Genomic DNA, 25,341 nt, shown 5'->3' on the forward strand with positions numbered 1-25,341 from the left:
GCGATGCCAGATCCATTTCGTTGACGCTTGTGAATCGTTCACCAGACATGACCGAATTTGTTCGAACCGAAATCCGTGGCCGCATCGGCTTTATCACGCTGGCACGTCCGAAGGCGCTCAACGCGCTCTCGCACGACATGATTCGTGCGATGGCGTCGGCGCTTGCCGAATGGCGCGAGGATCCGGCGGTGCTTGGTGTGGTGCTGCAAGGCGAGGGAGAGAAGGGCCTGTGCGCCGGTGGCGACATTCGCTATTTCCATGAGGCGATCGGTGCCGGGCGCACGGATATCATGGATTTCTTCACCGACGAGTACGTGCTGAACTACACCATTGCTTCGTATCCGAAACCGTACATCGCGCTGATGGACGGTGTCGTGATGGGCGGTGGGATGGGAATTTCACAAGGCGCTGCGCTGCGTATCGTAACGGAAGCCACGCGCATGGCGATGCCGGAGACAGCTATCGGCCTGTTCCCCGATGTCGGCGGCGGCTTCTTTCTCGCGAACCTGGCGGGTCATCTCGGTGAATACCTCGGGACAACGGGTGTCGTGTTCGGTGCTGTCGACGCATGCGAAATCGGTCTGGCGGATGTCGTACTGCCGCGCGCCTCGTTGCCGGCACTGTGCGAGCATCTCGCCCGTGGCGATTGGCCTGACAGCGATGCTGTGCTCGACGCCGCGCGGCGTTTCTGTCGCGAAAGTCTTCCCCCGGCAGGGCTCGCGCCGGGCAAGCTGGCGCCGTTGCGCGACGTCATCGACGAGCACTTCGCGCTGGCCGACATGCCGGCGATCCTGAAGGCGCTCAAACTCGAAGCACGTTGCGAGTACTCAGGTTGGGCGGAGGAGACGGAAGACCTGCTGCGTACCAAGCGCTCGCCGCTCATGGTGTGTGTGGCGCTGGAACAGGTACGTCGCGCACGAAAACTGTCGCTGGCGGACGAACTGCGCGAAGAGTGGTTGATGATGCGCAGTGTCTTCAACCTCGACGGTCGCACGGGCGCCGAAGGCGTAGAGGGCATTCGCGCGATGGTGGTCGACAAGGACCACAAGCCACGCTGGCAACACCCGAGCATCGAAGCGGTCAAGCCGGAAGACGTCCAGCGGTTCTTCGACGGCGAGCGGCGCGGCGCAGACAATCCGCTACGCGACCTCGGCAAGTCGCCCGAATAAACCTGCGCTCGCCTTCGATCGATGTATCGGATCTACGATCCGGCATCGTCGATAGTTTCGAGGTCTTGAGCGCAAGCCGACGATTCCATCAGCGATACCGTCAACAAGTCCGACACGCGCGTGCTACCTCTGCGACCAGGGGCGATGCGTGGGTCGTCGGTGGCACGACTGACGTTACACCGCCGCCTGACAGAACTGTTCGCCGACGGCCTGATCGAGTTTGCGGCAAATGTCCGCGAACGTGCCGACCATCACGATGTGCGACATATCGCGATAGACGCGCACGTCATGACTTTCCTGTGCAGGCTGCCCGTCGCGCCGCGCTTGCTGTTCGCGCACATCACGCGATGCCTTGACGGCTTTCCCGGCAGGGCAGGCGCGACGCGTGGCCGTTGCCATGGCTGCCGCAATCGTGCGTGGCAACGTTGTGGTGCGAGTGCGCGCGGGCACCGTGTAGGAGCGGGCGATGGCGGGCGCCGATGCGAACGGACCGGACAACGCCGACAGTCCATACACCGCCGAGAGACGCGTCTGTGACGACACGCGCACGCGCGGTTGACCAAGCGACGTACGCAGCAAACCTAAGAGTCGAGCCATGATGCGATCCTTCTTCCAATGCGGGTCAGAGGGACGTGTTCTGCTGCTTAGCGCATGTCCGATGGGTTGACGATGTCCGTTGCAAGAGAGGGCATCGCAAAGCGTCGTTACAAATCGCAGGCGCAGCAGGGCACGGGCGCCGGACCCAGCCCGGCGCAGTCGGAAATGCAAAACTTCAGGGAGTGGGGCGACGCGCTACGTTGCTACGTCAGGCCGCCCCGGTATTCGCGCTGAACGACCGTCAGAGATCGTTGTTGCGGATCAAGCCGACCGCAATCCCTTCCAACGCAAAATCACCACTGCCTTCGTCGACATTGATGTTTTCGAAGTCGGGGTTTTCGGCAATCAGTTCGACGCCGCCCTTCACGCGGTGAAAACGTTTGACGGTCACGTCGTCGCCGATACGCGCCACGACGATCTGGCCTTCACGTGCGTCTGCGGCCTTTTGAACCGCGAGCAGATCGCCGTCGAGAATACCGGCATCGCGCATCGACATCCCGCGCACCTTCAACAGGTAGTCGGGCTGGCGCGCGAACATGTTCGGGTCGCACTGGAAGTTACGTTCGATATGTTCCTGCGCCAGAATCGGGCTACCCGCAGCAACGCGTCCGACCAGCGGCAACGACAGTTGCATCAGGCCCATATGCGGCAACGTGAACTGGTGGGCGCCACCGGCTTCGTCAAGACGCTTGAGGCGAATGCCGCGCGACTGACCGGCCGCCAGCTCGATCACACCTTTGCGCGCCAGCGCCCGCAGGTGCTCCTCCGCAGCGTTGGCGGAAGAAAAGCCCAGCTCGGCGGCAATCTCTGCGCGCGTCGGCGGAAAGCCGGTGCGTTCGATCGCTTGCTGAACCAGTTCGTAGACCTGCTGTTGACGGGCGGTAAGTTTGATCATGGCATCACTGTATGGAAGCACAGGTGGCTGTATTTTTGTACAGTGTTTGCAAAAACGCAAGGGAAAACTTCATGTAGTGGATGAAGTTCCTGCCACACGTCCCCGGCGTGGGGGCGTTCGGATCGCCCGACATGCCCGCGCGGCGGGCTTCCCGCTTTGGGAGGCCCGCCGCTGGCGCTTGGGTCGCTTACTTGTCCATTCGGACGATAGTGAGTGTGCCGCTCACGTTCTCCACGCGTACACGGACCTTCTCGCCCGCATGGATGCCCTTGGCCATGGCAGCGTCTTTCGCCTTGTACGCCATGGTCATGGCAGGCATACCGATGTTGGCCATCGTGCCGTGCTGGAGCATCACCATGCCAGTCGACGTATCGACGCTCTTGACGGTTGCATCGGTCAGCGCGGCGTTGGCGTCCGCCGTGGAGGCCGGTGTGGTGGTCGGTTCGGCGGGCATCGCCATATTGCCCATGTCACCGGCGGCAAACGCCGATGCGCTGAGCGAGGCCAACAGAACACCCGAGACGATAAGAACTTGCTTCATTGCTTTTCTCCAGAGAGAGTGGACGGCACGTCTGTGCCGGGGGATGCAACAGGGGAAACTACGACTACGGCGGGCGCCGCATCGGAAGACGTGCCTGCATGAGGCGCGAGAGACTTCAGACGCCGACGTTGCAACAGCAGCCACGCGGCCGGAATGACGAACATGGAAAGCAGCGGGGCGGTGATCATGCCGCCGACCATCGGCGCGGCAATGCGCTGCATGACTTCGGAGCCTGCGCCGTGACCGACCATGATCGGCACGAGGCCCGCGAGAATGACGGCGACCGTCATGGCCTTGGGGCGTACTCGCAACACCGCGCCTTCACGAATGGCGTCGATGAGCAACGCTTCGTTCAGCGTGGCGCCGTTTGCCAGATGCCGGGCCAATGCGCCACGCAGGTACAGCAACATGACCACGCCGAACTCCGCAGCCACCCCCGCCAGTGCGATGAAGCCGACCGACGTGGCGACAGACACGGCGTGCCCCAGCCCCCAAATCAGCCAGAACCCGCCCACGAGCGCGAACGGAATCGTCGACATCAGCATCAACGCATCGACCGCGGAGTTGAACGTCAGGAAGAGCAGCACGAAGATCACGGCGAGCGTGATGGGAATCACGGTGCGCAACTTCGCCGCCGCGCGTTCGAGATACTCGAACTGTCCGGACCATGCGATGGAATAGCCGGGGGGCACCGCGACTTTCTCGGCGACAAGCCGCTGCATGCCGGCGACCGCTGTTTGCAGATCGGTGTTCCGGATGTCGACGTAGACGTACCCGGACAGGCGTGCGTTCTCGCTGCGAATCATCGGCGGCCCGTCTTCGATGCGAATCGCGGCCACGTCGCCCAGACGAATCTGCGCGCCGCGATCCGTCACGATCGGCAGATCGCGAAGCGTCTGCACCGAGTCGCGGAATTCACGCGGATAGCGCAGATTGATCGGAAAACGTTCGCGACCCGCAATCACTTCGCCCACGTTGTCGCCGCCCACGGCCGAAGCCACCACGGCCTGAATGTCGGCAATCGCCAGGCCATAGCGCGCTGCCGCGAGCCTGTCGATATCGACGTCGACATAGCGCCCGCCGTTGAGGCGCTCGGCAAGCGCAGACGTGACGCCCGGTGCGTGCCTGACGGTCTCCTCGATCTGCGCCGCGATCTTGTCGATCTGTGCGAGATCGGGGCCCGATATCTTCACGCCCACAGGTGTCTTGATGCCGGTCGATAGCATGTCCAGACGGTTGCGAATCGGCGGCACCCACACGTTCGACAAGCCGGGCACTTTCACGCGGCTGTCGAGTTCGTCGATCAGCTTTTGCGGCGTCATGCCCGGGCGCCATTGATCGCGTGGTTTGAACCGGATGGTGGTCTCGAACATTTCCAGCGGTGCGGGATCGGTGGCCGAGTCGGCACGTCCGGACTTGCCGAACACCGTCTCGACTTCCGGCACGGTCTTGATGAGCCGGTCGGTCTGCTGCAACAGTTCCGAAGCCTTCGCTGCCGAAATTCCCGGCAACGCGGTCGGCATATAGAGCAGATCACCCTCATCGAGCGGCGGCATGAACTCGCCGCCGAGCCGTGAGATCGGAATCGCGGTGAGGGCCAGCGCCACGAGCGCGGCACCGATGGCGACCCACGGACGCCGCAGGGTCGCTTCGAGCAACGGCCGGTACATCGCCATCAGCACGCGGTTGATCGGGTTCGACGCCTCGTGTGGAATGCGTCCGCGAATGAGATAGCCCATCAGCACGGGCACGAGCGTCACCGACAACCCTGCCGCCGCTGCGATCGTGTACGTCTTCGTGAACGCGAGCGGTGAGAACAGCTTGCCTTCCTGCCCTTCGAGCGAAAACACCGGAATGAACGACAGCGTGATGATCAGCAGCGAGAAGAACAGCGCGGGGCCGACTTCTGCGGCCGACTCGGCGATGAGCGTCCATCGTCGCGATGCGCTCAGTCGTTCGCCGGGGTGTTCGTGCTCGAACGCTTCGAGATGCTTGTGGGCGTTCTCGATCATCACGATCGCGGCGTCGATCATGGCGCCGATGGCGATCGCAATGCCGCCGAGCGACATCAGGTTCGCATTCACGCCCTGATAGCGCATGACGATGAACGCCGTGAGCACACCCAGCGGCAACGACAGGATGGCGACCAGTGCGCTGCGCAGATGGAACAGGAAGACGGCGCACACGATCCCGACGATGACGAACTCCTCGATGAGTTTGTCTTTCAGGTTGTAGACGGCGCGCTCGATCAGTTGCGAGCGGTCGTACGTCGTGACCAGTTCCACGCCGGGCGGCAGCGAGCGCTTCAGATCGGAGAGCTTCGCCTTGACGGCTTCGATGGTCGTGAGCGCGTTCTTGCCCGAGCGCATCACGACGACCCCGCCTGCGACTTCGCCCTGACCGTTCAGTTCGGCAACACCGCGTCGCATCTCCGGTCCGACCTGAATACGTGCGACATCGCCGAGCAGGACCGGTGTGCCGCCGGCGTCGGTGCGGAGCACGACATGGCGGAAGTCGTCGAGCGAGCGCAGATACGCCGTCGAGCGCACCATGTACTCCGACTCCGCCATCTCCACGACCGACCCGCCGGACGCCTGATTGGCCTTCGATAACGCTTCGGTGACCGTCGCCTGCGAGATGCCGAACGCCCGCAGCTTGTCCGGGTCGAGCACGACCTGATACTGACGCACCATGCCGCCGATGGAGGCGACTTCGGAGACGTCGGGCACGGCCTTGAGCTCGAACTTCAGGAACCAGTCGTTGAGCGCACGCAGTTGTCCCAGATCGTGACGTCCGGTGCGGTCGACGAGCGCGTACTCGTAGACCCAGCCCACACCGGTGGCATCCGGGCCGAGCGATACTTTCGCGCCCTGCGGCAGACGGCTTTGCACCTGATTCAGATACTCCAGCACGCGCGAACGCGCCCAGTACTGATCCGTCTTGTCGTCGAACAGCACGTAGACGAACGCATCGCCGAACGACGAGTACGCGCGGATCGTTTTCGCGCCGGGCACGCCAAGCAACGTCGTGGTCAGCGGGTACGTCACCTGATCTTCGATGACCTGTGGTGCCTTTCCGGGGTAGGACGCCTTGATGATGACCTGGGTATCGGAGAGATCGGGCAGGGCGTCGAGTGGCGTCTGCGTGAGCGAGTAGACGCCCCACGCAGCGATGAGCAGCGACGCGAGCAGGACCAGCAGCCGGTTGTGAATCGACCAGCGAATGAGACGCGCAATCATTGACGGTCTCCTTCGGCTGCTGAAGACGCCATGCCCGACATTTCCGGCATGGTCTGCGTGGTTGACGTTGCCGATGACGCCGACGCTGCCGGCATGGCGGCCGCATCGCTCATCTTCGGCAACACCGACTTCAGGCTGGCTTCGGAGTCGATCAGGAACTGACCGGACGCCACCACTTCCTGACCTTCTGTCAGTCCCGCGAGAATCGCCGTGTCTGCACCGGTATCGCTGCCTGTGGTGACGGTGACGGGTTGCAGGCGTCCGTCGGCGTTGCGCACGATCACGACGGCGCGCTTGCCGGTGGTGATGACGGCCTCGGACGGCACGAGCAGTTGCGATACCGGTTTCGCATCGCTCAGATGCGCGCGCACGAGCATGCCCGGCGTGAGACGCTCCCCGGAGTTGTCCAGCTCGAGACGCGCTTGCAGCGTACGACTGCCGGGATTGATGCCGGGCAGGATTTCGCGAACGCGTCCGGTGATGTGTTGCGCGTCGTCGGCAGCGAGCGTGGCGTCGACCTTCATGCCGGGCCGCACGCGCAGCGCCATCGCTTCCGGAATCTCCACCACCAGCCAGAGCTTCGAGAGTCCTGCGACCTTCGCGAGTGTCTGGCCCGGTGACACCATCGCCCCGTTGCGCACATTCAATTCAGTCAGCACGCCCGCGCGCGGCGCGCTCAGCACCACGTGGGTTTGCGGCTGGCCGGTGCGCTCAAGGCTGGCGATCAACGTCTCCGGAATGGAAAGGGCGCGCATGCGGGCGCGGGATGCATCGAGCAGCGCGCCATTCATTCCGCCATTCATCCCGCTGTGAAGCAGCGCGAGAAACTCCTCCTGCGGTGCAAGCCAGTCCGGCACGAACAGCGACGCCACCGGTGTGCCCTGTGCCACGTGCTGCATCGGGGCGTTTGTATAGAGACGGTCGATGTAGCCGGTCACGCGCGACTGCACGACGTCCGCCTGCGACTCGTCGAATTGCGTGGCGCCAACGACGTCGAAACCGGCGGCCACCTCGGCACGCCGGACCGTGGCATAGCGAATGCCGAGGTTCTGCTGCAACCCGGCGTCGATCCGGACGCCGCCGGAACCATTGCCCGCGCCGTCCCCGGCGTCGGCTTCGTCGGCATACACAGGCATGAGTTGCATGTCCATGAACGGCGACTTGCCGGGCTTATCGAAGTGCTGGCTCGGCATCATCGGGTCGTGCCAGTACAGTACGCGACGCGCTTTGCCGTCAGGGGCGGCGGCGTCGCTCGGGGAGGCAGAGGCCTGCGCACTCGCCGAGGCAAAGTGTCGTCCGCCAAGGTAGCCGACGCTCAGCAATGCGCTCGCCGAGAAGAGTGCCGCGCAGGCGTAAATCACAGTGTTCTTTTTCATGAGGATGTCTCTTAACGGGCGGCGGCCATCGACGGCGGAATCACCTGGTACTCGAGCTGAGCCCAGACCAGTGAGACTTCGCGCTGGAGGTCGATGACTTGCAGTTGTGCGTCGAGCAGGCTGCGGCGTGAGGCGAAGACGTCGGCCAGCGAGCCGGTGCCGGCTCGATAGGCCGCCGTTGCGAGCGCCACGCGTTGTTCGGCAGCGGGCAGGAGGGTGCTTTGCAGATTCGCGATGCGCTCGCGCCCGTTCGAGAGCGAGGTGGCGAGGGTGCGAATGTCCGCTTCGACCTGACGCCGTGTGTCCTGATAGGTCAGACGGGCCTTGTCGGCGAGTTCGGCCTTCTCCGCCACGTCGCGGTCCTGACGCTGTGCGCGGTTGATCGGCAACGGAATGCTCACCCCGATGGAGACCATGTTCGAGTACTGCGCGCCACGCTGTTGATACGACACTTCCCACTTCCAGTTCGGCGTGCGATTGCTGGTGGCGACTGCGGTGTCTGCATCGGCGACGGCGATGTCGTCGGCGCCTTCTGCCAGCATCGGCTGCACGCGGGCCAGTTGCTCCGGGCTCAGCGACGGCACGGTCGAATCCAGTGACGGCGGCTCGCCCGACACGTCGGTGACCGGTGCGACGGTCCAGCGCGACAAGGCAATGAGAGCCGTGCGCTCGGCTTGCAGCGCCTTGAGGGCCTGATCCTGCGCGAGGGCCAGCATTTGTCGCGCCTGTGCGACGTCGGTCGCGGTGGACTTCGCGCCACGAAACGATGCGGTGGTCGCATCGAGTTCGTGGGTCATGTGCGAGACGAGTGCCTGCGCCACCGTTGCCGATTGCTTGGCGTAAGCGGCGTTCAGCCATGCGGCGGCTGTCTGCTGGCGGACGTTGGCGACTTGCGCCAGATACCCGGAGCGTTGCCGGTCGACGACCCGGTCACCGAAGTCCGAACGGAGCCGGCGCTTGTCCGACGACACCCACTCCTGTTCGATGCCGATACGTCGCATCGTCATGAAGTCCTGGCCGACGGTGAACCGCTGATCACCGTTCACGGGCAGGTTGTCGATGCCTGCCTTGAGTTCGGGGTCGGGGAGCTGTCCGGCACGAGCAGCCGCTTGGGTGCTCGCCCGGACGGATGCCTGCGCCGCTTGCAGTGAAGCGGAACGATCCATGGCCGATTGCAGGGAGGCGGCCAACGACAGGCCTGCGTCTTGCGCCAGCGCTGTGGCGCTGGCAGCGGATAACAAGAGAAATACGGCGCACGCGCGTGCGCTGACGCGCCGGTTGCCCGGTGCGTTGAAAATCGGATGCATGTGAAACCCCACGCGTACGAATGCCATGCGGCATTCGCGTCCTGAAAAGGACGATCTCGCCGTTCAGACGGCGAACCAATGGTCAGAGCAGGGGGTTACAGCGAGGTGGGTGGACGCCAGAGGCCGTCGGGGGCGCGTGAGCGCAGGGCGTCGGTGTAGAAGAAGCCGGTCTTGCGGGCGACGCTGGCCGCGCGTGCGACTTCAGGCGTGATCGTCGGGTGATAGAGGCTGCCGAGGTTGCACTGCGCGGCGACCTTGCACAAGGGGGCCTTGGTCTTGCCGCCGGACGGCATCGACATGCCGTCGCAATGATCCATGCCCGACGAGACTGCCATCGCGCTCATGTCCATCGATGACGTCATGGTTGTCATGGCCGTCATCGCCATCGTGTCGCCCGGTTCGCCGGACATCGACATCTGCATCGGACAATCGCCCGCCATGCCGCTGGCCGCCAGCCCACTGAGGGGAAGCGTTGCGCACAGCAACAGGACGAGGATGAGGCGGAGCAGTTTCACGCTGCGGAGTATAGCCGCAATCTGCGGCGTTTGAATATGACGTGGTGACGCCGTGGCGGCGTCGGCCGTCGCCACGGCGTTATTCATCAGGCTGTAAACCATTGGCGCAGGGCATCCCTGAGGCCGTCGACGTCGTCGGTGCGATCGTCCTCATTGCGCCATGCAATGCAGGCGTCGGGGCGCAACAGCATCGACGGCCCTTCGCTCACCGTCACGCAACGAACGCTCGGTGTCGCCGCGGCGACGATCTGCGATGCGCGTTGCCATGGCGTCGCGTCGAGCAGTAAGCCGTTGCCTTCCTGCATGGCGTCGTAGAGATAGACGCCATCGGCAAGTTGCCAGTCGCCCGCGAGTCGGCCGATGTCCGGATGCGTGGCGTCGGTGGCGCCAAGGTCGTAGCGTGTCGACACGCCGGTCATCATCTCGCCGATGAAGCGATTGACGTCGTCGAAGTCCATCAACCGGGCAATCAGATCGCGCATCGCACCCGATTGCGGATCGGGCCGCAGGATCGCCACCTGCGCACGCGTGTTCGCCAGCACGGCTTCGGCCACGGGGCGGCGCTCGGCTGAGTAGGTCGAGAGCAGGCTGTCGGGCATGTCGCCGCGGATCACGGCGGCAAGTTTCCAGCCGAGATTGGCGGCGTCGAGCAAGCCCAGACTCAGCCCCTGCCCGCCGAAGGGGGAGTGCACGTGGGCGGCGTCGCCGGCGAGAAACACGCGCCCCAGCCGGTAGGTGTCGACGAGTCGCGTGTTGTCCGCCCATCGGCTCGCACTGTGCAACGTGTTCACGCGGACGTCTTTCCCGCTGGTGCGGCGCAGGACTTCCTCGATCTCCTCTCGTGTCACTGGCGCCTGACGGTCGCGCGGCGGGCCGGAAAAGTCGAGCATGAAGAGGCGTCCGGGCACCGGGCCGTAGCAGAACACGCCGTGCGCCGTGCGATTCCAGCCGACGGGGACCAGCAGCTCCGGATGGTCGACATCCGCGATGGCTTGGTAGAACGTGAGCGTCGGCTCGGTGCCGGGGAACGCAAAGCCGCTCAACTTGCGTACGGTGCTGCGTCCGCCGTCGCAGCCGATGAGGTAATCGGCTCGAAGATGACCGTCGCCTGACGGTGAGGTCCAGCGCACTTGCACGCTGTCGTCCGATGCCTCGACGGCGGTGATGTCGTGCTCGCGACGTACGTCGATACCCAACGCCCGCGCCCGTTCGGCCAGCATCGCTTCGAGGCTTGGCTGATCGACATGCCGAGGTCGACGATCGGGATCGACCTGAGCGTCGCGCCGAATGAGGGAAAGCCCGGCGAAATGGCCATTAAACTTTGACGCGCGTACCCGCAGGTCCGACCCCGTCTGTTCGGTGAACGCGCGCATGGCGTCAGCGCCGCGCGCCTGCGCCTCGTTCACGGCAGCGCGCATGCCGCGTCGCAGTAGCGCTTCGCCTGCCAGTGGCCCGAAGGAGAGCGCCTTCATCGCCTGACTCGGCGAGGCCAGGCGCTCCAGCACGACCACTTGTGCACCGCCGAGCGTCAGTTCGATGGCGCTCAACAGACCGACCGGCCCGGCACCCGCAATTACCACATCGATGTGTTTCGTCATATACTTCGTATATAAATGTACTAAGTACATGTAAACTAGGTCATCGGAATCGACATGTCAACGCCAACCGATTTGAAATCACTGAGGTCACGCAAGCGCCTTGCCACGCGACAGGGCATTTCCAACGCGGCGACGCGGCTTTTCCACGAGCATGGGTTCGATCACGTGACGGTGGACCAGATCGCCGCCGCCGCCGACGTGGGTCGCATGACGGTTTTCAACCACTTCCCGCGCAAGGAGGACATGTTCTTCGACCGCGACGAGGAGGGGCGTGAAGCGCTGCGCGAGGCGATCCGTGGGGGAGCTGACGGTGTTTCGCCGGTCGAAGCGTTGCGTCTGCTGGCGCACCGGCTGGTCGCGCAAGGCAGCCCGTTCGTGGATTTCTCGGCGCAAAGCCAGGGATTCGTGAAGACGATCGAAGGCAGCGAAACCCTTAAGGCGCGTGCCCGGGCGATTCGGGACGAACTGGCCGACGTGGTGGCACAGGCCCTCGCCGAGCGCGCCGGACAGGCGTCGCCGGACGTGCAGGCCCAACTGGCGGCCGCGCTGCTGCTCGCGGCCTGGACGGTCGCCTTCCTGCACGCGCACCGGACTTTCCGGGAAACGCAGGACACCGCCATCGCCGAGAAAAGCTTCCTGAGCCTTGTGGATCAAGGCGCAGCGGGGATCGTGACGGCATTGGCAGGCTCCCCTTACGTCTGACGGACGGTATTCATCACACGGAAAGCCCTCCCACGGGGTGTTCGCGGTCATCAGCACAAATTCTCTAATCCTTATTCCGGCATAAACAAAAGCGAAAATATTATTTTTAATTATTTAGACGGACTCATAGACTGGCCTCCTACACACGAGAAGCAAACAAGGAGTGCAAGTCATGAACAAAGCAGCACGGGGATGGAAAGCTAAGAAGCTGGTAGTCGCGCTGGGCGGTCTGGCATTGGCCGCCGGCATGACGATTCAGGCGCAGGCCGCAAGCCTGTCGCTGCTCAACGTGTCGTACGACCCGACGCGCGAGCTGTACGCCGATTACAACAAGGCTTTCGAAGCCCATTACAAGCAAGTCTCCGGCGACACGGTGACGGTGAAAGCCTCGCACGGCGGCTCGGGCAAGCAGGCCCGTACCGTGCTCGATGGCGCACCCGCCGACGTCGTCACGCTCGGCATCTCGGCCGACATCGATGAACTGGCTTCCGCTGGCCTGGTGAACAAGGACTGGCAGAAGCGTCTGCCGGACAACGCCACGCCGTACACGTCGACCATCGTGTTGCTGGTGCGCAAGGGCAACCCCAAGAACATCAAGGACTGGAACGACCTCGCCAAGCCGGGCATCAGCGTGGTGACGCCGAACCCGAAGACGTCGGCCGGCGCCCGCTGGAACTACCTCGCGGCCTGGCTCTACGCGCTCAAGCAACCGGGCGGCAACGAGCAGAAGGCGCAGGAATTCGTCAAGGCGATCTATAAGAACGTCGGCGTGCTGGATTCGGGCGCGCGTGGGGCGACCACGACCTTCGTGGAGCGTGGCATCGGCGACGTGCTGATCGCCTGGGAAAACGAAGCGCTGCTGTCGGTGAAGGATCTCGGTCCGGACAAGTTCGACATCGTGGTGCCGTCGTCGTCGATCCTGACGGAGCCGCCGGTGGCCATCGTTGACAAGAACGTGGACAAGCACGGTACCCGCAAGGCCGCCGAAGCCTATCTGCAATGGCTGTACTCGCCGCAAGGTCAGGAAATCGCCGCGAAGCACTTCTATCGTCCGCGTTCGCCGGAAATCGCCAAAAAGTATGAGGCGCAGTATCCGAAGCTCAAGCTCTACACGGTCGACGCCGATCTGGGCGGCTGGACGAAGACGCAGGCCAAGCACTTCGCCGACGGCGGCATCTTCGACCAGATCTACACCAAGAAGTAATCAGGCAGGGACCTTCGCATGAGTACCGCACTCTTTCCTCTGTGGCGTAAGCCAAGTGCCTTGCCGGGCTTTGGCCTGACGATGGGCTACACCGTCGCGTACCTGAGCCTTGTGGTGCTGGTGCCGTTGCTGATGGTCTTCATCAAGGCAAGCTCGCTCGACTGGGCGAGTTTCGTCACCGCCGTGAGTTCGCCGCGCGTGCTGGCGTCGTACCGCCTCACGTTCGGCATCTCGCTCGCGGCGGCGTCGCTTAACGCCGTGTTCGGTTTCATCCTAGCGTGGGTGCTGGTGCGCTACACGTTCCCGGGCAAGCGCTTCGTCGATGCGCTGATCGACCTGCCGTTCGCGTTGCCGACCTCGGTGGCGGGTATCGTGCTCGCCGCGATCTACGCGCCGAACGGCTGGGTCGGACGCTGGTTCGAACCGCTCGGCATCAAGATCGCCTTCACGCCGCTGGGCATTTTCGTGGCGCTGACCTTCATCGGTCTGCCGTTCGTCGTGCGCACGCTGCAACCGGTGCTCGAAGAGTTCGAGCGCGAGCAGGAAGAAGCGGCGGCGTGCCTTGGGGCCACACGCTGGCAGACGCTGCGTCACGTGATTCTCCCGGCGGTGTTGCCGGCGTTGCTGACGGGTTTTGCGCTGGCGTTTGCGCGTGCCGTCGGCGAGTACGGCTCGGTCATTTTCATCGCGGGCAACATCCCGATGGTCTCCGAGATCACGTCGCTGCTGATCATCACCAAGCTCGAACAATATGACTTCGCCGGCGCGGCGGCGCTCGCCGTGGTCATGCTGCTGATCTCGTTCGTGCTGCTGTTGCTCATCAATACCCTGCAATGGTGGCTGCAACGTCGTCATTCGGGCCGTCGTGCCAGCGGTTTGTAACTGGCTGACGTCACCAGGCACAACGCACCGATCACGCACAACCCGGTCCGCCTTCGAAGAGAACGTTTCGATCATGTCCGATTCACTCACACTGTCGCGCACCTTGCCGCAAACCGCCAAGGCACGCCAATCCGATCCGACCGACGAGCCCGCGTTCGTCAAGGCCATCCTCATCGGCGTAGCGCTGCTGTTCTTCGCGCTGTTTCTCGTGCTGCCGCTCGCCTCGGTGTTCGTCACGGCACTAGGCAAGGGTTTCGCCGCTTACTGGGATGGCCTGACCAACGACGACGCGCTGTCGGCCATCCGCCTGACGCTGTTGATCGCGGTGATCGCCGTACCGCTGAATCTGGTGTTCGGCGTGGCGGCATCGTGGGCGATCGCGCGCTTCGAATTCCGGGGCAAGAGCGTACTGACGACGCTCATCGACCTGCCGTTTTCCGTGTCACCGGTCGTGGCCGGGCTGACATTCCTGTTGATCTTCGGACGTCAGGGGCCGCTGTGGGATTTTCTCGACGCGCACAACCTGAAGATCGTATTCGCATTGCCGGGGCTGGTGCTCGCGACGGTGTTCGTCACGTTCCCGTTCGTCGCGCGTGAACTGATTCCGCTGATGCAGGCGCAGGGCAGCGAAGAAGAAGAGGCGGCGCGCGTGCTGGGCGCGAGCGGCTGGCAGGTGTTCACGCGGGTGACGCTGCCGAAGATCAAATGGGGTCTGCTGTACGGCGTGATTCTGTGTAACGCCCGTGCGATGGGCGAGTTCGGCGCGGTGTCCGTTGTCTCGGGCCATATCCGCGGTGAGACGAACACGCTGCCGCTGCACGTGGAAATTGAATACAACGACTACCACACGGTAGGGGCTTTTGCGGCGGCGTCGATTCTCGCGCTGCTGGCATTGGCAACGCTGGCCTTGAAGCTCTGGGCCGAACACAAGCTGGCGCAGGACAAGGCGGCGCGTCGTGCAGACGCCGTGCAGGCCTGAAGCGCCATCTCCGGCATCGTCAGATCAAGCATCGAGGAGCAAGACAATGAGCATCCAGGTACAACAGGTTTCGAAACGCTTCGGCGACTTCAACGCGCTCGACGACGTCAGTCTCGAATTTCCGACCGGCGAACTGGTCGCGCTGCTCGGGCCGTCGGGTTGCGGCAAGACCACGCTGCTGCGCATCGTTGCCGGGCTGGAATTTGCCGATGCCGGGCGCGTGGTGCTCAATGGTGAAGACGTGGCGTCCGTGGGCACGCGTGAGCGCCAGGTCGGTTTCGTGTTTCAGCACTACGCGCTGTTCCGTCACATGACGGTGTTCGAGAACGTGGCGTTCGGTCTGCGTGTGAAGTCGCGCCGCAATCGTCTGTCCGATGCCCAGATCCGTGCCAAGGTGCATGAGTTGCTCGGTCTGGTGCAACTGGACTGGCTGGCCGATCACTATCCGGCGGAACTCTCCGGTGGCCAGCGTCAGCGTATCGCGCTGGCCCGTGCGCTTGCGGTGGAGCCGAAAGTGCTGCTGCTCGACGAGCCGTTCGGCGCGCTCGACGCCAAGGTGCGCAAGGAGTTGCGTAGCTGGCTGCGCCGTTTGCATGACGAGCTGCACATCACGACGATTTTCGTCACGCACGATCAGGAGGAGGCGCTCGAAGTCGCCGATCGCATCGTGCTGATGAATCGCGGCAAGGTCGAGCAGATCGGCGCGCCGCAGGATGTCTATGACACGCCGGAAAGTGCGTTCGTCTACGAGTTTCTCGGCGCGGCGAACCGGCTCTCGGGTGAGTTGCAGACGCACGATTTCATTGCCGATGCGGGCCAGTATCGCGTGACGGTGCACAAGGACGACTTGCCGGCGGTGCCGCAGGACGGGCGGGCAATTGCGTATGTGCGTCCGCACGATCTGGCGCTGGTCAATGCGAACGATGGCGGTCCGGGGATCGACGTGGCCGTGCGTCGCGCGATTCCGCTGGGCGGCACCGTGCGCGTGGAACTTGCCGCACCGGGCGACGCCGTGTGGGAAGCTGAACTCACGCGCTCGGGCTGGAAGGCGCTCGGCGCGGATGCCGGTACCCCGTTGCGCGCCGTGCCGCGTCAGTTGCGGGTGTTCTCTGCGCAGGCGTGAGTTGCCGGTGGGAGTCGCAGGCAAGGGGCCGCACACGGTGACGTTGCGCGACATTGCGTGACATTGCGTGATGTCGGGCGGCATCGATCGACAGGACAACAAGTTGTACGTATTCAAACAGACATGGCAGACATCGTCGACGTCATGGACAGACAAGTAACAGGGCGGAGTTAGATCATGAATTTCCAGCAATTGCGCTACGTGCGCGAAGCGGTGCGCCAGAACCTCAATCTGACGGAAGCGGCGAGTGCGCTGTACACGTCGCAGTCGGGCGTGAGCAAGCAGATCAAGGATCTGGAAGACGAACTCGGTGTGGACGTGTTCGTGCGTCGCGGCAAGCGACTCACCGGCCTGACTGAGCCGGGCAAGGCGGTGCTGCAACTGATCGAGCGCATGCTGCTCGACGCCGAGAACCTGCGCCGCGTGGCGCGCCAGTTCGCGGATCAGGACAGCGGGCATCTCGTCGTGGCCACGACCCACACGCAGGCGCGTTACGCGTTGCCGCAGGTGATCAAGCAGTTCACCAGCGTCTACCCGAAGGTGCATCTGGCGCTGCGCCAGGGCAGCCCGCGCCAGATCGCGCAGATGGTCATCGACGGCGAAGCCGACATCGGTATCACGACCGAGGCGCTCGACCGCTTTCCCGATATCGTCACGTTCCCGTGCTATTCATGGCACCACGTGGCGGTCGTGCCGAAAGACCACCCGCTCGTGGGCCGCGAGAACGTGACGCTCGCCGACATCGCCGAATATCCGATCATCACGTATGACGGCGATTTCACCGGACGCTCGCACGTGGACAAGGCGTTCACCGATCAGGGGCTGGTGCCGGATATCGTGCTCACCGCGCTCGATACGGATGTGATCAAGACGTACGTGGAACTGGGGCTGGGTGTGGGGATCGTGGCGGCGATGGCCGTCGACCCGCGCAAGGACCAGGATCTGGCGGTGCTGGAGCTGGACAATGCGTTCGAGCCCAGCACGACGCGTATCGGCCTGCGTCGCGGGGCGTTCCTGCGCTCGTATGCTTATCGGTTCATTGAGATGCTCGCACCGGCGCTCAAGGAGCAGGAAATCTCGACACAGCTGCGCGAAGCGCTGGAATTCGCGGCTTGAATGGCCCCCTGAAGCCGGATCCCGCTCTCGTGGCGGGATCGATATTTTCAGCGATTGGGAAGCGGGGCAGTATTGGATACAATCGCTGGCATGACCTTGACCTCATTCAACCCGATTCCTCACTACACCGTGTCCTCCGGTGAGCTGCCGCGCATTGCGCTGCTCGCCACGGGCGGCACGATCGCGGGCAGCGCGGCCGACGCCACGCGCACCGCCGGTTATCAGGCCGGGGCGCTCGGTGTTCAGGACCTGCTCGCCGCCGTGCCCGCGCTGGGCAACGTCGCGCATATTCATGCGGAACAGGTCGCGCAGATCGACAGCAAGGACATGAGCATGTCGCTGTGGCAGAAGCTCGCCGCACGCGTGAACGCCTTGCTCGCGCAACCGGATGTGGCCGGCGCCGTGATTACGCATGGCACCGATACGCTCGAAGAGACCGCGTATTACCTGCATCTCACGATCAACAGCCGCAAACCCGTCGTGCTGACGGCGGCGATGCGTCCGGCCACGGCACTCTCGGCCGACGGTCCGCTCAATCTGCTCAACGCTGTGCGCGTGGCGACCGATCCGATCTCGGGCGGACGCGGCGTGATGGTCGCCATCAACAACCAGATTCATTGCGCTCGCGACGTCATCAAGACGAGCACCTATAAAGTCGATGCGTTTCACTCGCCGGAAATCGGCGTGCTCGGCTGGGTGCAGGACGAGCGCGTTGCGTTTCAGCGGGAACCGCTGCAATACCACACCGTCGAGAGCGAGTTCGTCGGCTTGTCCGGCGAATTGCCGGCGGTGGAAGTGGTGTCGAGCTATGCGGGCGTGTCGCGTATTGCCGTCGATGCGCTGGTGGAAGCCGGTGTGCAAGGCATTGTGGTCGCAGGCACCGGCAACGGCTCGCTGCACTCGTTGCTTCAACAGGCTCTGGCCGAGGCGGTGCAGCGCGGGGTGACGGTCGTGCGTGCGTCGCGCGTGGGCAGCGGTCACGTGATGCATAACGGCGCCGCGCCGGACGATCAGTACGGCTTCGTGAGCACCGGCAATCTGCATCCGTACAAGGCGCGCGTGCTGCTGATGCTGGCGTTGCAGGCCGGTGTGCCGCGCGAGCGCATGCAGAGTCTGTTCGACGAGTACTGATCAAAAAAATACGGCGCCAGTCGCACTTTCGCTCGACTCGCGCCGTGACGCTCGGCAGGGCGTCTGTCGACGTCCTCGCCAGTACACTCTGGTACCTCTCTCACTTCTCCCTGCTTTTTTGCCTGCGGACGGCTTTTCTCTGTCAGCCGTTTGCTTCGTCTTCTCGCGAACTACGCGGTGCGACGCCCGCCGTGCCGCCATGCCACGCATGACGGCGTTACTGCCGACGGGTGCCTGTCGTTCCTTTGACGGTCTGCCGGATTACGCGACGGTATGGTTCGCGAGCATTTCCAGCGCACGCACCATGCCCGAGTGATCCCACGCTGCGCCACCGTTGGCGGCACAGGCGTTGAACAGTTCCTGCGCCGTGGCCGTGTTCGGCAGCGACACGCCGAGGGTCTTCGCCGTCTGCAGCGCCAGGTTCAGATCCTTCTGGTGCAGGGCGATACGGAAGCCCGGCTCGAAGTTGCGCTTGACCATGCGCTCGCCGTGCACTTCCAGAATGCGCGACGATGCAAAGCCGCCCATCAGCGCTGCACGAACCTTGGCGGGATCGGCGCCGGCCTTCGAGGCGAACAGCAGGGCTTCGCCCACGGCTTCGATCGTCAGTGCGACCACGATCTGGTTGGCGACCTTGCACGTCTGGCCTGCGCCGCTTTCGCCCACGAGCGTGATGTTCTTGCCCATGAGTTCGAAGAACGGCTTCACGTCGTCGAACGCGGCTTGCGAGCCGCCGACCATGATCGACAGCGACGCGGCCTTCGCGCCCACTTCGCCGCCCGAGACCGGTGCGTCGAGGTATTCGCAGCCGAGTGCCTTGATCTTCTTGGCGTATTCCTTGGTTTCGATCGGCGAGATCGAGCTCATGTCGACGACGATCTTGCCGGCGGAGAGGCCTTCGGCCAGACCGTCCTGACCGAACAGCACGGCGCCCACATCAGGGGTGTCGGGCACCATCACAAACACGATATCGGCGCGCTTGGCGACTTCCTTGGCCGACGTGCAGACGGTGGCCTGACCGTCGATCAGGTCTTGCGGGGGCGTGCGGCGCTCGTACAGGAACAGCTTGTGACCGGCGTTTTGCAGATGCTTCGCCATCGGCGCGCCCATGATGCCCAGACCAATAAAACCGAGTTGTGCCATTTCGAGACTCCTTGTTGCCAAAGTTTGAAGTGTTGTTGCCGGGCGCCGGACGAGCAGGGCGCCAAGGCGTGAGCGGCATCGATGCCGTGCATGCCTTGTGATTGACGCGTCCCCCGGACTCCGGCCGCATGCCCCCTGCATGCGGCCGGCGGGGCCCTTCCTCGTCGAAACCCGGTCGGGCGGCGCGACGCACCGCGTGCGCCGTCACCGTCATGTCTTGCGCACTGCGCCGGGGGAGGCGAGGTGCGGTTGAACCGGGGGTGTGCGGGGCAGGCTCGTGCGTTCGTGCCGCTCAGGCGGCTTCGCGCAGGCCTGCGGCCTTGAACCAGCCGAGGCCGTCGGTCGTGGTCGTCGCGGGCTTGTACTCGCAACCGATCCAGCCCTGATAGCCAATGCGATCGAGGAACGCAAACAGGTACGCGTAGTTGATTTCGCCCGTGCCCGGCTCGTTGCGGCCCGGGTTGTCCGCGAGTTGTACGTGAGCGATGCGCGCCAGATTCGTCTCGATGGTCTTGGCCAGTTCGCCTTCCATGCGCTGCATGTGATAGATGTCGTATTGCAGGAACAGATTGTCCGAGCCGACGGCGTCGAAAATTTCCAGTGCCTGCTTCGTCCGGTTCACGAAGAAGCCGGGAATGTCGTACGTGTTGATCGGCTCGACCAGCAGACGGATGCCTTCGGCCTTCAGGGCGTCGGCGGCGAAGCGCAGGTTGCCCACGAGCGTTTCCGTGGCGACTTGCGTCGACAGGTCGGCGCCTTGCTTGCCCACGAGGCAGTTCAGTTGCTTCACGCCGAGCGCCTTGGCGTAGGTGATGGCTTCGCCCACGCCGTCGCGGAACTCGGCCACGCGATCAGGGAAGATGGCGATGCCGCGCTCGCCTGCATCCCAGTTACCGGCGGGCAGGTTGTGCAGCACGAGGTCGAGCTGATACTGGTTCAGCTTGTCGGCGATCTGGTCGCGGTGAAACGCGTAGGGGAACAGAAACTCCACGCCGCGAAAGCCCGCTGCGGCGGCCGCCTTGAAGCGGTCGAGGAACGGCACCTCGTTGAACAGCATGGTCAGGTTGGCGGCAAATTTCGGCATTGCGCTGACTCCTCTCTTTTTTCTAGGGGGTGGTTTCGACGATTCGATGCAAGGGTGATGCTTGGGTGAGCCGGGGTACGGCTGGGTGTCACCAGGTATTGCGTGGTATTGCTTGATGTTGCTCGGTGCTGCTGGATTGCGGAGCGCGTGCTTTGGCCGTTACGGGGTCTAGCCGAAAGCGGAGGGGACGCACGCGCCCCGCAAACCGTTGGCAGTGCTGGCGGACTTAGGCCGACACTGCGTCGTCTTCTTCCACGACGTCGATGATTTCTTCGAACTCATTGACGTTGTTGATTTCCGTGCCCATCGCAATGTTGGTCACGCGCTCGAGAATCACTTCCACGATCACCGGCACCGAGAACTCGGCCATCAGCTTGCGGGCCTGAGCGAGCGCCGGCTGAATGTCGTTCGGCTGGAACACGCGGATGGCCTTCACGCCGAGGCCTTCGGCCACCTTCACGTGATCGACGCCATAACCGTTCAATTCCGGCGAGTTCACGTTCTCGAACGCGAGCTGCACGCAGTAGTCCATGTCGAAGTTGCGCTGTGCCTGACGGATCAGACCCAGGTACGAGTTGTTCACCACGACGTGGATGTACGGCACCTTGAACTGCGCGGCCACGGCCAGCTCTTCGATCATGAACTGGAAGTCGTAGTCGCCCGAGATCGCCACGACGTCCGACGACGGCGATGCGACCTTCGCGCCGATGGCAGCCGGCACCGTCCAGCCCAGCGGGCCGGCCTGACCGCAGTTGATCCAGTGGCGCGGCTTGTTCACGTGCAGGAACTGCGCAGCGGCGATCTGCGACAGACCGATGGTCGACACGTAGCGCACGTCGCGGCCGAAGAACGCATTCATTTCCTGATACACGCGTTGCGGCTTGATCGGCACCTGATCGAAATCGGTACGACGCAGCATGGTGCGCTTGCGCTTCTGGCAATCGGCGACCCATTGCGAACGGTCCGGCAGACGGCCCGCGGCCTTCAGTTCCTTGGCGACTTCCACGAACAGGGTCAGTGCGGCCTTGGCGTCGGAGACGATGCCGTAGTCGGGGCCGAACACGCGGCCGATTTGCGTCGGCTCGATATCGACGTGCACGAACTTGCGACCCTTGGTGAAGACATCCACGCTGCCGGTGTGGCGGTTCGCCCAGCGGTTGCCGATACCCATCACGAAATCGGAGGCGAGCATCGTCGCGTTGCCGAAGCGGTGCGACGTTTGCAGACCGACCATACCCGCCATGAGCGGATGGTCGTCGGCGATGGTGCCCCAGCCCATGAGCGTCGGCACGACCGGCACGTTGACGGTCTCGGCGAACTCGACGAGCAGATCGGCGGCGTCGGCGTTGATCACGCCGCCACCCGAGACGATCAGCGGACGCTCGGAGGCGACCAGCATCTGAATCGCCTTCTCGATCTGGGCACGCGTGGCCGCAGGCTTGTACACCGGCAGCGGTTCATACGTTTCGGGATCGAATTCGATCTCGGCGACCTGCACGTCGAACGGCAGATCGATCAGCACCGGACCCGGACGGCCCGAGCGCATCAGATGGAACGCCTGCTGGAACACACGCGGCACGAGCGCCGGCTCACGCACCGTCACGGCCCACTTGGTGACGGGCTTGGCGATCGACTCGATGTCCACAGCCTGGAAATCTTCCTTGTACAGACGGGCGCGCGGTGCCTGACCCGTGATGCAAAGAATCGGAATCGAATCGGCTTGTGCCGAATACAGGCCGGTAATCATGTCCGTGCCTGCCGGACCCGAGGTGCCGATACAAACGCCGATGTTGCCCGCTTCCGCACGGGTGTAGCCTTCGGCCATGTGCGAGGCGCCTTCGACGTGGCGTGCGAGCACGTGCTCGACGCTGCCGGCCTTGCGCAGTGCCGAATAGAACGGGTTGATGGCGGCGCCGGGAACGCCGAATGCGGTAGTGATGCCTTCCTTCTCCAGCACGCGGACGGCGGCCTCTACGGCGGTCATCTTGGCCATGTGACTCCTCCAGTGAGTAATAGTGAATCGTTGTTGGAGGTCACTTTAAGCCGGTACGATTTGTTTGATAAGATCACAAAAGATCGTTTTTTTAAGAACAAAAAGTATCGAATGGAGACGCGATGGACCGTTTCAAACAAATTGAAACCTTCGTGCAGGTGGCCGAGGCGGGCAGTCTGGCCGCCGCAGCCCTCAAGGAGGGGGTCTCGCCGGTGATCCTCGGGCGGCGCATCGACGCCCTCGAAAAGCGACTCGGCATCAAGCTCATGTACCGTTCCACGCGACGCCTGGCGCTCTCGGAAGAGGGCGGCGCTTTTCTGGAGCGTTGCAAACAGTTGCTCGGCGACTGGGACATGGCGGAGAACGAGATCAGCGCCGGGCGGCATGCCGTCTCCGGTCACCTGATCGTGTCTGCCCCGGCGGCGTTCGGCCGCAAGCACGTGGCGCCACACGCGCCCGCGTTCCTGCGTCTGCACCCGGAAGTGCAGATCTCGTTCAATCTGACGGATCGCGTGGTGGACATCGTGCGCGAAGGCTACGACATGGGGATTCGCATCGGCGGCTCGGTCGATCCGAACTTCGTGGCCGTCAAACTCGCCCAGAACCGGCGTGTGGTGTGCGGCACGCCCGCTTATTTCGCACGGCACGGCCGTCCCAAGACGCTGGAGGATCTCGCCAGGCACAACTGCCTCGCGTTCAATCTGCAAGGCGGACAGCAACGCGGCTGGTACTTCAAGCGGCAGGGCAAGCTGGTGACGACACGCGTGGCGGGCAATCTCGATTGCAACGACGGGGAGTTGCTGCACCGCTGGGCGCTCGAAGGGCTGGGGCTCGGCTGGCGCTCGACGTGGGAGATTCAGCGCGAACTGCTGTCAGGCGAGCTGGAAACCGTGCTGGACGAGTACGCGCTGCCGGACTACGACATTCTGGCCGTCTATCCCCAGCAGCGCTTTCAGCCCGCCCGCGTGCGGCTCTTCATCGAGCAGTTGCGGCAGATTTACGCACGTCCGAATTACTGGCTGGAGAACGGTTGACGTCATGGGAAGGCTGTCGAGGCGCCGTCGCGGGGGCATCCGAGAGGGCGCTGCAAAGGGCGATGCGGGGGCGATATGGCGGGTACCGATAGGACGGGTGTTGATGATCGACATGAAATCCGCTAGAATCGCGGGTTCTGCAACCTTGCTGCACTGGTTCTGACGCCCAGGCAGCTTTGTCCATAAGGAGCAACATATGCGTCATTATGAAATCGTATTTATCGTTCACCCCGATCAGAGCGAGCAAGTGCCTGCCATGATCGAGCGCTATCGTGGCACGGTCGAGTCCCGCCAGGGCAAGATCCACCGCGTCGAAGACTGGGGCCGTCGTCAACTGGCCTACATGATCGAAAAGCTGGCCAAGGCTCACTACGTTTGCATGAACATCGAATGCGACCAGGAAACCCTGGACGAGCTGGAACACGCATTCAAGTTCAACGACGCCGTTCTGCGCCACCTCGTCGTCAAGATGAAGAAGGCTGAGACCGCACCGTCGCCGATGATGAAGGAAGTGGCCCGCGAAGAAGCCAAGAAGGCTGCCGCGACGCCCGCGACCGAAGCTGCTGCTTCGTAATTAGCGCACCGGAACGCATCAGGGTGCCAACGGAAACATTGACCGCGTGAATCGCCTACGGCTCGAGGCCAGCATCGTCGAAATCGGCACGCTGCGCTATACCCCGGCCGGGCTTCCCGTCATCGATGTCACGCTGGCGCACGAGGGAACAGCCGAAGAGGCGGGCGTTGCCCGTCAGGTCGAGTTCTCGATACCGGCAGTTGCGATCGGTCCCATCAGTGCCAAAGTCATGGCGTTGGGACTTGAGAAACCGGCCCAGTGGGCTGGGTTTCTGGCAAAGAAGCATCGCAATAGCCGCACCCTGGTGTTTCACATCACAGCATTGCAAGCATTTGAAAAGGATTGTTGAACATGCCGCGTCCTAACGGTAAAAACAAGAAGTTTGATCGCCGCCGCCAACAGCAAAACCCGCTGTTCAAGCGCAAGAAGTTCTGCCGCTTCACCGTCGCTGGTGTCGAGCAGATCGATTACAAGGATGTCGAAACGCTGAAGGACTTCATCGGCGACAACGGCAAGATCACCCCGGCTCGCCTGACGGGCACCAAGGCGCACTACCAGCGCCAGCTCGATACGGCTATCAAGCGCGCGCGTTTCCTGGCGCTGCTGCCGTACACCGATCTGCACGGTGCTTAATCGCCAGTCGACGAAGGAGAATAGATAATGCAAGTGATTCTGCTGGAAAAGGTCGTCAACCTGGGTAACCTGGGCGACATCGTGAAGGTCAAGGACGGTTTCGCACGTAACTTCCTGATCCCGACGAAGAAGGCTCGCCGCGCCACCAAGGACGCGATCGCCGAATTCGAAGTTCGCCGCGCCGAACTGGAAAAGGCTGCTGCCGACAAGCTGGCTACGGCGCAAGCCGAAGGCGAAAAGCTGTCGGGTCTGACCGTTCAGATCGCACAGAAGGCCGGCGTTGACGGTCGTCTGTTCGGTTCGGTCACCAACTTCGACATCGCCGAAGCCCTGGGCACCCAAGGTTTCAAGGTCGAGAAGATGCAAGTGCGTCTGCCGAACGGCCCGCTCAAGACCGTGGGTGACTTCCCGGTTCAAGTGGCACTGCACACGGACGTCGTGATCGACGTCACGGTGTCGGTGCTGGGCGAGCACGCCTAAGTCGTACCCGCGTCAGCTTCCCGACG

Annotated in this window: 24 protein-coding genes; 13 read left to right on the top strand and 11 right to left on the bottom strand. The window is 63.4% G+C overall.

The features are described from left to right. The first annotated feature begins 47 nt into the window (after window positions 1-47). Window positions 48-1,169: an enoyl-CoA hydratase/isomerase family protein gene (locus A9762_RS26215; RefSeq protein ID WP_069344903.1), complete on the top strand. Its 1,122-nt coding sequence runs from the start codon at window positions 48-50 to the stop codon at window positions 1,167-1,169. Window positions 1,170-1,343: 174 nt separating this feature from the next. Here A9762_RS26215 and A9762_RS26220 read toward each other — a convergent pair whose 3' ends face one another. From A9762_RS26220 to A9762_RS26255, 8 genes are all read right to left on the bottom strand, one after another. Beyond that, window positions 1,344-1,766, bottom strand: a complete 423-nt coding sequence (locus tag A9762_RS26220; RefSeq protein WP_139133417.1) for a hypothetical protein — start codon at window positions 1,764-1,766, stop codon at window positions 1,344-1,346. 241 nt (window positions 1,767-2,007) lie between these two features. Continuing rightward, the gene (gene lexA, locus A9762_RS26225) at window positions 2,008-2,661 is read right to left on the bottom strand and encodes a transcriptional repressor LexA (protein WP_069344905.1); all 654 of its coding nucleotides are present in this window, start codon (window positions 2,659-2,661) and stop codon (window positions 2,008-2,010) included. Window positions 2,662-2,848: 187 nt separating this feature from the next. Continuing rightward, window positions 2,849-3,202: a copper-binding protein gene (locus A9762_RS26230; RefSeq protein WP_069344906.1), complete on the bottom strand. Its 354-nt coding sequence runs from the start codon at window positions 3,200-3,202 to the stop codon at window positions 2,849-2,851. Continuing rightward, window positions 3,199-6,441 carry an efflux RND transporter permease subunit gene (locus A9762_RS26235; protein WP_069344907.1) on the bottom strand — a complete coding sequence of 1,081 codons (3,243 nt, stop codon included), beginning with the start codon at window positions 6,439-6,441 and terminating at the stop codon, window positions 3,199-3,201. Before A9762_RS26235 ends, A9762_RS26230 begins: the two co-directional genes overlap by 4 nt. After that, entirely contained in the window at window positions 6,438-7,817 is a 1,380-nt protein-coding gene (locus tag A9762_RS26240; RefSeq protein WP_069344908.1) for an efflux RND transporter periplasmic adaptor subunit, read from the bottom strand. Before A9762_RS26240 ends, A9762_RS26235 begins: the two co-directional genes overlap by 4 nt. An 11-nt stretch (window positions 7,818-7,828) precedes the next feature. Further along, window positions 7,829-9,124: a TolC family protein gene (locus tag A9762_RS26245; RefSeq protein WP_069345021.1), complete on the bottom strand. Its 1,296-nt coding sequence runs from the start codon at window positions 9,122-9,124 to the stop codon at window positions 7,829-7,831. A gap of 95 nt (window positions 9,125-9,219) precedes the next feature. Next, window positions 9,220-9,639 carry a hypothetical protein gene (locus A9762_RS26250; protein ID WP_069345022.1) on the bottom strand — a complete coding sequence of 140 codons (420 nt, stop codon included), beginning with the start codon at window positions 9,637-9,639 and terminating at the stop codon, window positions 9,220-9,222. Window positions 9,640-9,725: 86 nt separating this feature from the next. Continuing rightward, window positions 9,726-11,237 (bottom strand): FAD-dependent monooxygenase, encoded by a 1,512-nt coding sequence (locus A9762_RS26255; protein ID WP_069344909.1) that lies wholly within the window; start codon window positions 11,235-11,237, stop codon window positions 9,726-9,728. Between the two features lie 54 nt (window positions 11,238-11,291). Here A9762_RS26255 and A9762_RS26260 point away from each other — a divergent pair, with 54 nt between their 5' ends. The 7 genes from A9762_RS26260 (at window position 11,292) to A9762_RS26290 (ending at window position 18,374) form a co-directional block, all read left to right on the top strand. Further along, window positions 11,292-11,939, top strand: coding sequence for a TetR/AcrR family transcriptional regulator (locus A9762_RS26260; RefSeq protein WP_069344910.1), 648 nt, complete (start codon window positions 11,292-11,294; stop codon window positions 11,937-11,939). Between the two features lie 172 nt (window positions 11,940-12,111). Continuing rightward, window positions 12,112-13,143, top strand: a complete 1,032-nt coding sequence (locus A9762_RS26265; protein WP_069344911.1) for a sulfate ABC transporter substrate-binding protein — start codon at window positions 12,112-12,114, stop codon at window positions 13,141-13,143. 18 nt (window positions 13,144-13,161) lie between these two features. Then, window positions 13,162-14,025 (top strand): sulfate ABC transporter permease subunit CysT, encoded by an 864-nt coding sequence (gene cysT, locus A9762_RS26270; protein WP_069344912.1) that lies wholly within the window; start codon window positions 13,162-13,164, stop codon window positions 14,023-14,025. Window positions 14,026-14,098: 73 nt separating this feature from the next. Further along, window positions 14,099-15,004 carry a sulfate ABC transporter permease subunit CysW gene (cysW, locus tag A9762_RS26275; RefSeq protein ID WP_069344913.1) on the top strand — a complete coding sequence of 302 codons (906 nt, stop codon included), beginning with the start codon at window positions 14,099-14,101 and terminating at the stop codon, window positions 15,002-15,004. Window positions 15,005-15,050: 46 nt separating this feature from the next. Continuing rightward, window positions 15,051-16,127 (top strand): sulfate/molybdate ABC transporter ATP-binding protein, encoded by a 1,077-nt coding sequence (locus A9762_RS26280; RefSeq protein WP_069344914.1) that lies wholly within the window; start codon window positions 15,051-15,053, stop codon window positions 16,125-16,127. Window positions 16,128-16,304: 177 nt separating this feature from the next. After that, entirely contained in the window at window positions 16,305-17,243 is a 939-nt protein-coding gene (locus A9762_RS26285; RefSeq protein WP_069344915.1) for a CysB family HTH-type transcriptional regulator, read from the top strand. Between the two features lie 90 nt (window positions 17,244-17,333). Then, window positions 17,334-18,374 carry an asparaginase gene (locus tag A9762_RS26290; RefSeq protein ID WP_069344916.1) on the top strand — a complete coding sequence of 347 codons (1,041 nt, stop codon included), beginning with the start codon at window positions 17,334-17,336 and terminating at the stop codon, window positions 18,372-18,374. A gap of 261 nt (window positions 18,375-18,635) precedes the next feature. Here the strand turns inward: A9762_RS26290 and A9762_RS26295 are convergent, their stop codons facing one another. From A9762_RS26295 to gcl, 3 genes are all read right to left on the bottom strand, one after another. After that, complete coding sequence (locus A9762_RS26295) at window positions 18,636-19,658, bottom strand: 2-hydroxy-3-oxopropionate reductase (RefSeq protein ID WP_256388793.1); 1,023 nt, start codon at window positions 19,656-19,658, stop codon at window positions 18,636-18,638. 151 nt (window positions 19,659-19,809) lie between these two features. Next, on the bottom strand, window positions 19,810-20,601 hold the full coding sequence (hyi, locus tag A9762_RS26300) for a hydroxypyruvate isomerase (protein WP_069344918.1): 792 nt from the start codon (window positions 20,599-20,601) through the stop codon (window positions 19,810-19,812). 226 nt (window positions 20,602-20,827) lie between these two features. Then, window positions 20,828-22,594: a glyoxylate carboligase gene (gene gcl / locus A9762_RS26305; protein WP_069344919.1), complete on the bottom strand. Its 1,767-nt coding sequence runs from the start codon at window positions 22,592-22,594 to the stop codon at window positions 20,828-20,830. 122 nt (window positions 22,595-22,716) lie between these two features. Between gcl and A9762_RS26310 the strand changes: the two genes are divergently transcribed. The 5 genes from A9762_RS26310 (at window position 22,717) to rplI (ending at window position 25,315) form a co-directional block, all read left to right on the top strand. Beyond that, complete coding sequence (locus tag A9762_RS26310; protein WP_069344920.1) at window positions 22,717-23,628, top strand: LysR family transcriptional regulator; 912 nt, start codon at window positions 22,717-22,719, stop codon at window positions 23,626-23,628. 196 nt (window positions 23,629-23,824) lie between these two features. Continuing rightward, complete coding sequence (gene rpsF, locus A9762_RS26315) at window positions 23,825-24,202, top strand: 30S ribosomal protein S6 (protein WP_044455531.1); 378 nt, start codon at window positions 23,825-23,827, stop codon at window positions 24,200-24,202. 46 nt (window positions 24,203-24,248) lie between these two features. Continuing rightward, window positions 24,249-24,551, top strand: coding sequence for a primosomal replication protein N (priB, locus tag A9762_RS26320; RefSeq protein WP_044455532.1), 303 nt, complete (start codon window positions 24,249-24,251; stop codon window positions 24,549-24,551). Window positions 24,552-24,553: 2 nt separating this feature from the next. Continuing rightward, on the top strand, window positions 24,554-24,835 hold the full coding sequence (rpsR, locus tag A9762_RS26325) for a 30S ribosomal protein S18 (protein WP_010803800.1): 282 nt from the start codon (window positions 24,554-24,556) through the stop codon (window positions 24,833-24,835). Between the two features lie 27 nt (window positions 24,836-24,862). Then, on the top strand, window positions 24,863-25,315 hold the full coding sequence (gene rplI / locus A9762_RS26330) for a 50S ribosomal protein L9 (RefSeq protein WP_069344921.1): 453 nt from the start codon (window positions 24,863-24,865) through the stop codon (window positions 25,313-25,315). Window positions 25,316-25,341 lie beyond the last annotated feature (26 nt).

This window comes from Pandoraea sp. ISTKB, assembly GCF_001721285.1.
GTDB classification, from domain to species: domain Bacteria; phylum Pseudomonadota; class Gammaproteobacteria; order Burkholderiales; family Burkholderiaceae; genus Pandoraea; species Pandoraea capi.

Coding starts and splice junctions, on each gene's coding strand:
- gcl (WP_069344919.1), bottom strand. CDS start 22,594: ATGGCCAAGATGACCGCCGTAGAGGCCGCCGTCCGCGTGCTGGAGAAG.
- A9762_RS26295 (WP_256388793.1), bottom strand. CDS start 19,658: ATGCAGGGGGCATGCGGCCGGAGTCCGGGGGACGCGTCAATCACAAGG.
- A9762_RS26285 (WP_069344915.1), top strand. CDS start 16,305: ATGAATTTCCAGCAATTGCGCTACGTGCGCGAAGCGGTGCGCCAGAAC.
- A9762_RS26255 (WP_069344909.1), bottom strand. CDS start 11,237: ATGACGAAACACATCGATGTGGTAATTGCGGGTGCCGGGCCGGTCGGT.
- A9762_RS26215 (WP_069344903.1), top strand. CDS start 48: ATGACCGAATTTGTTCGAACCGAAATCCGTGGCCGCATCGGCTTTATC.
- A9762_RS26310 (WP_069344920.1), top strand. CDS start 22,717: ATGGACCGTTTCAAACAAATTGAAACCTTCGTGCAGGTGGCCGAGGCG.
- A9762_RS26235 (WP_069344907.1), bottom strand. CDS start 6,441: ATGATTGCGCGTCTCATTCGCTGGTCGATTCACAACCGGCTGCTGGTC.
- cysW (WP_069344913.1), top strand. CDS start 14,099: ATGTCCGATTCACTCACACTGTCGCGCACCTTGCCGCAAACCGCCAAG.
- A9762_RS26265 (WP_069344911.1), top strand. CDS start 12,112: ATGAACAAAGCAGCACGGGGATGGAAAGCTAAGAAGCTGGTAGTCGCG.
- A9762_RS26230 (WP_069344906.1), bottom strand. CDS start 3,202: ATGAAGCAAGTTCTTATCGTCTCGGGTGTTCTGTTGGCCTCGCTCAGC.
- lexA (WP_069344905.1), bottom strand. CDS start 2,661: ATGATCAAACTTACCGCCCGTCAACAGCAGGTCTACGAACTGGTTCAG.
- A9762_RS26290 (WP_069344916.1), top strand. CDS start 17,334: ATGACCTTGACCTCATTCAACCCGATTCCTCACTACACCGTGTCCTCC.
- A9762_RS26240 (WP_069344908.1), bottom strand. CDS start 7,817: ATGAAAAAGAACACTGTGATTTACGCCTGCGCGGCACTCTTCTCGGCG.
- A9762_RS26245 (WP_069345021.1), bottom strand. CDS start 9,124: ATGCATCCGATTTTCAACGCACCGGGCAACCGGCGCGTCAGCGCACGC.
- A9762_RS26260 (WP_069344910.1), top strand. CDS start 11,292: ATGTCAACGCCAACCGATTTGAAATCACTGAGGTCACGCAAGCGCCTT.
- A9762_RS26280 (WP_069344914.1), top strand. CDS start 15,051: ATGAGCATCCAGGTACAACAGGTTTCGAAACGCTTCGGCGACTTCAAC.
- rpsF (WP_044455531.1), top strand. CDS start 23,825: ATGCGTCATTATGAAATCGTATTTATCGTTCACCCCGATCAGAGCGAG.
- A9762_RS26220 (WP_139133417.1), bottom strand. CDS start 1,766: ATGGCTCGACTCTTAGGTTTGCTGCGTACGTCGCTTGGTCAACCGCGC.
- cysT (WP_069344912.1), top strand. CDS start 13,162: ATGAGTACCGCACTCTTTCCTCTGTGGCGTAAGCCAAGTGCCTTGCCG.
- hyi (WP_069344918.1), bottom strand. CDS start 20,601: ATGCCGAAATTTGCCGCCAACCTGACCATGCTGTTCAACGAGGTGCCG.
- rplI (WP_069344921.1), top strand. CDS start 24,863: ATGCAAGTGATTCTGCTGGAAAAGGTCGTCAACCTGGGTAACCTGGGC.
- rpsR (WP_010803800.1), top strand. CDS start 24,554: ATGCCGCGTCCTAACGGTAAAAACAAGAAGTTTGATCGCCGCCGCCAA.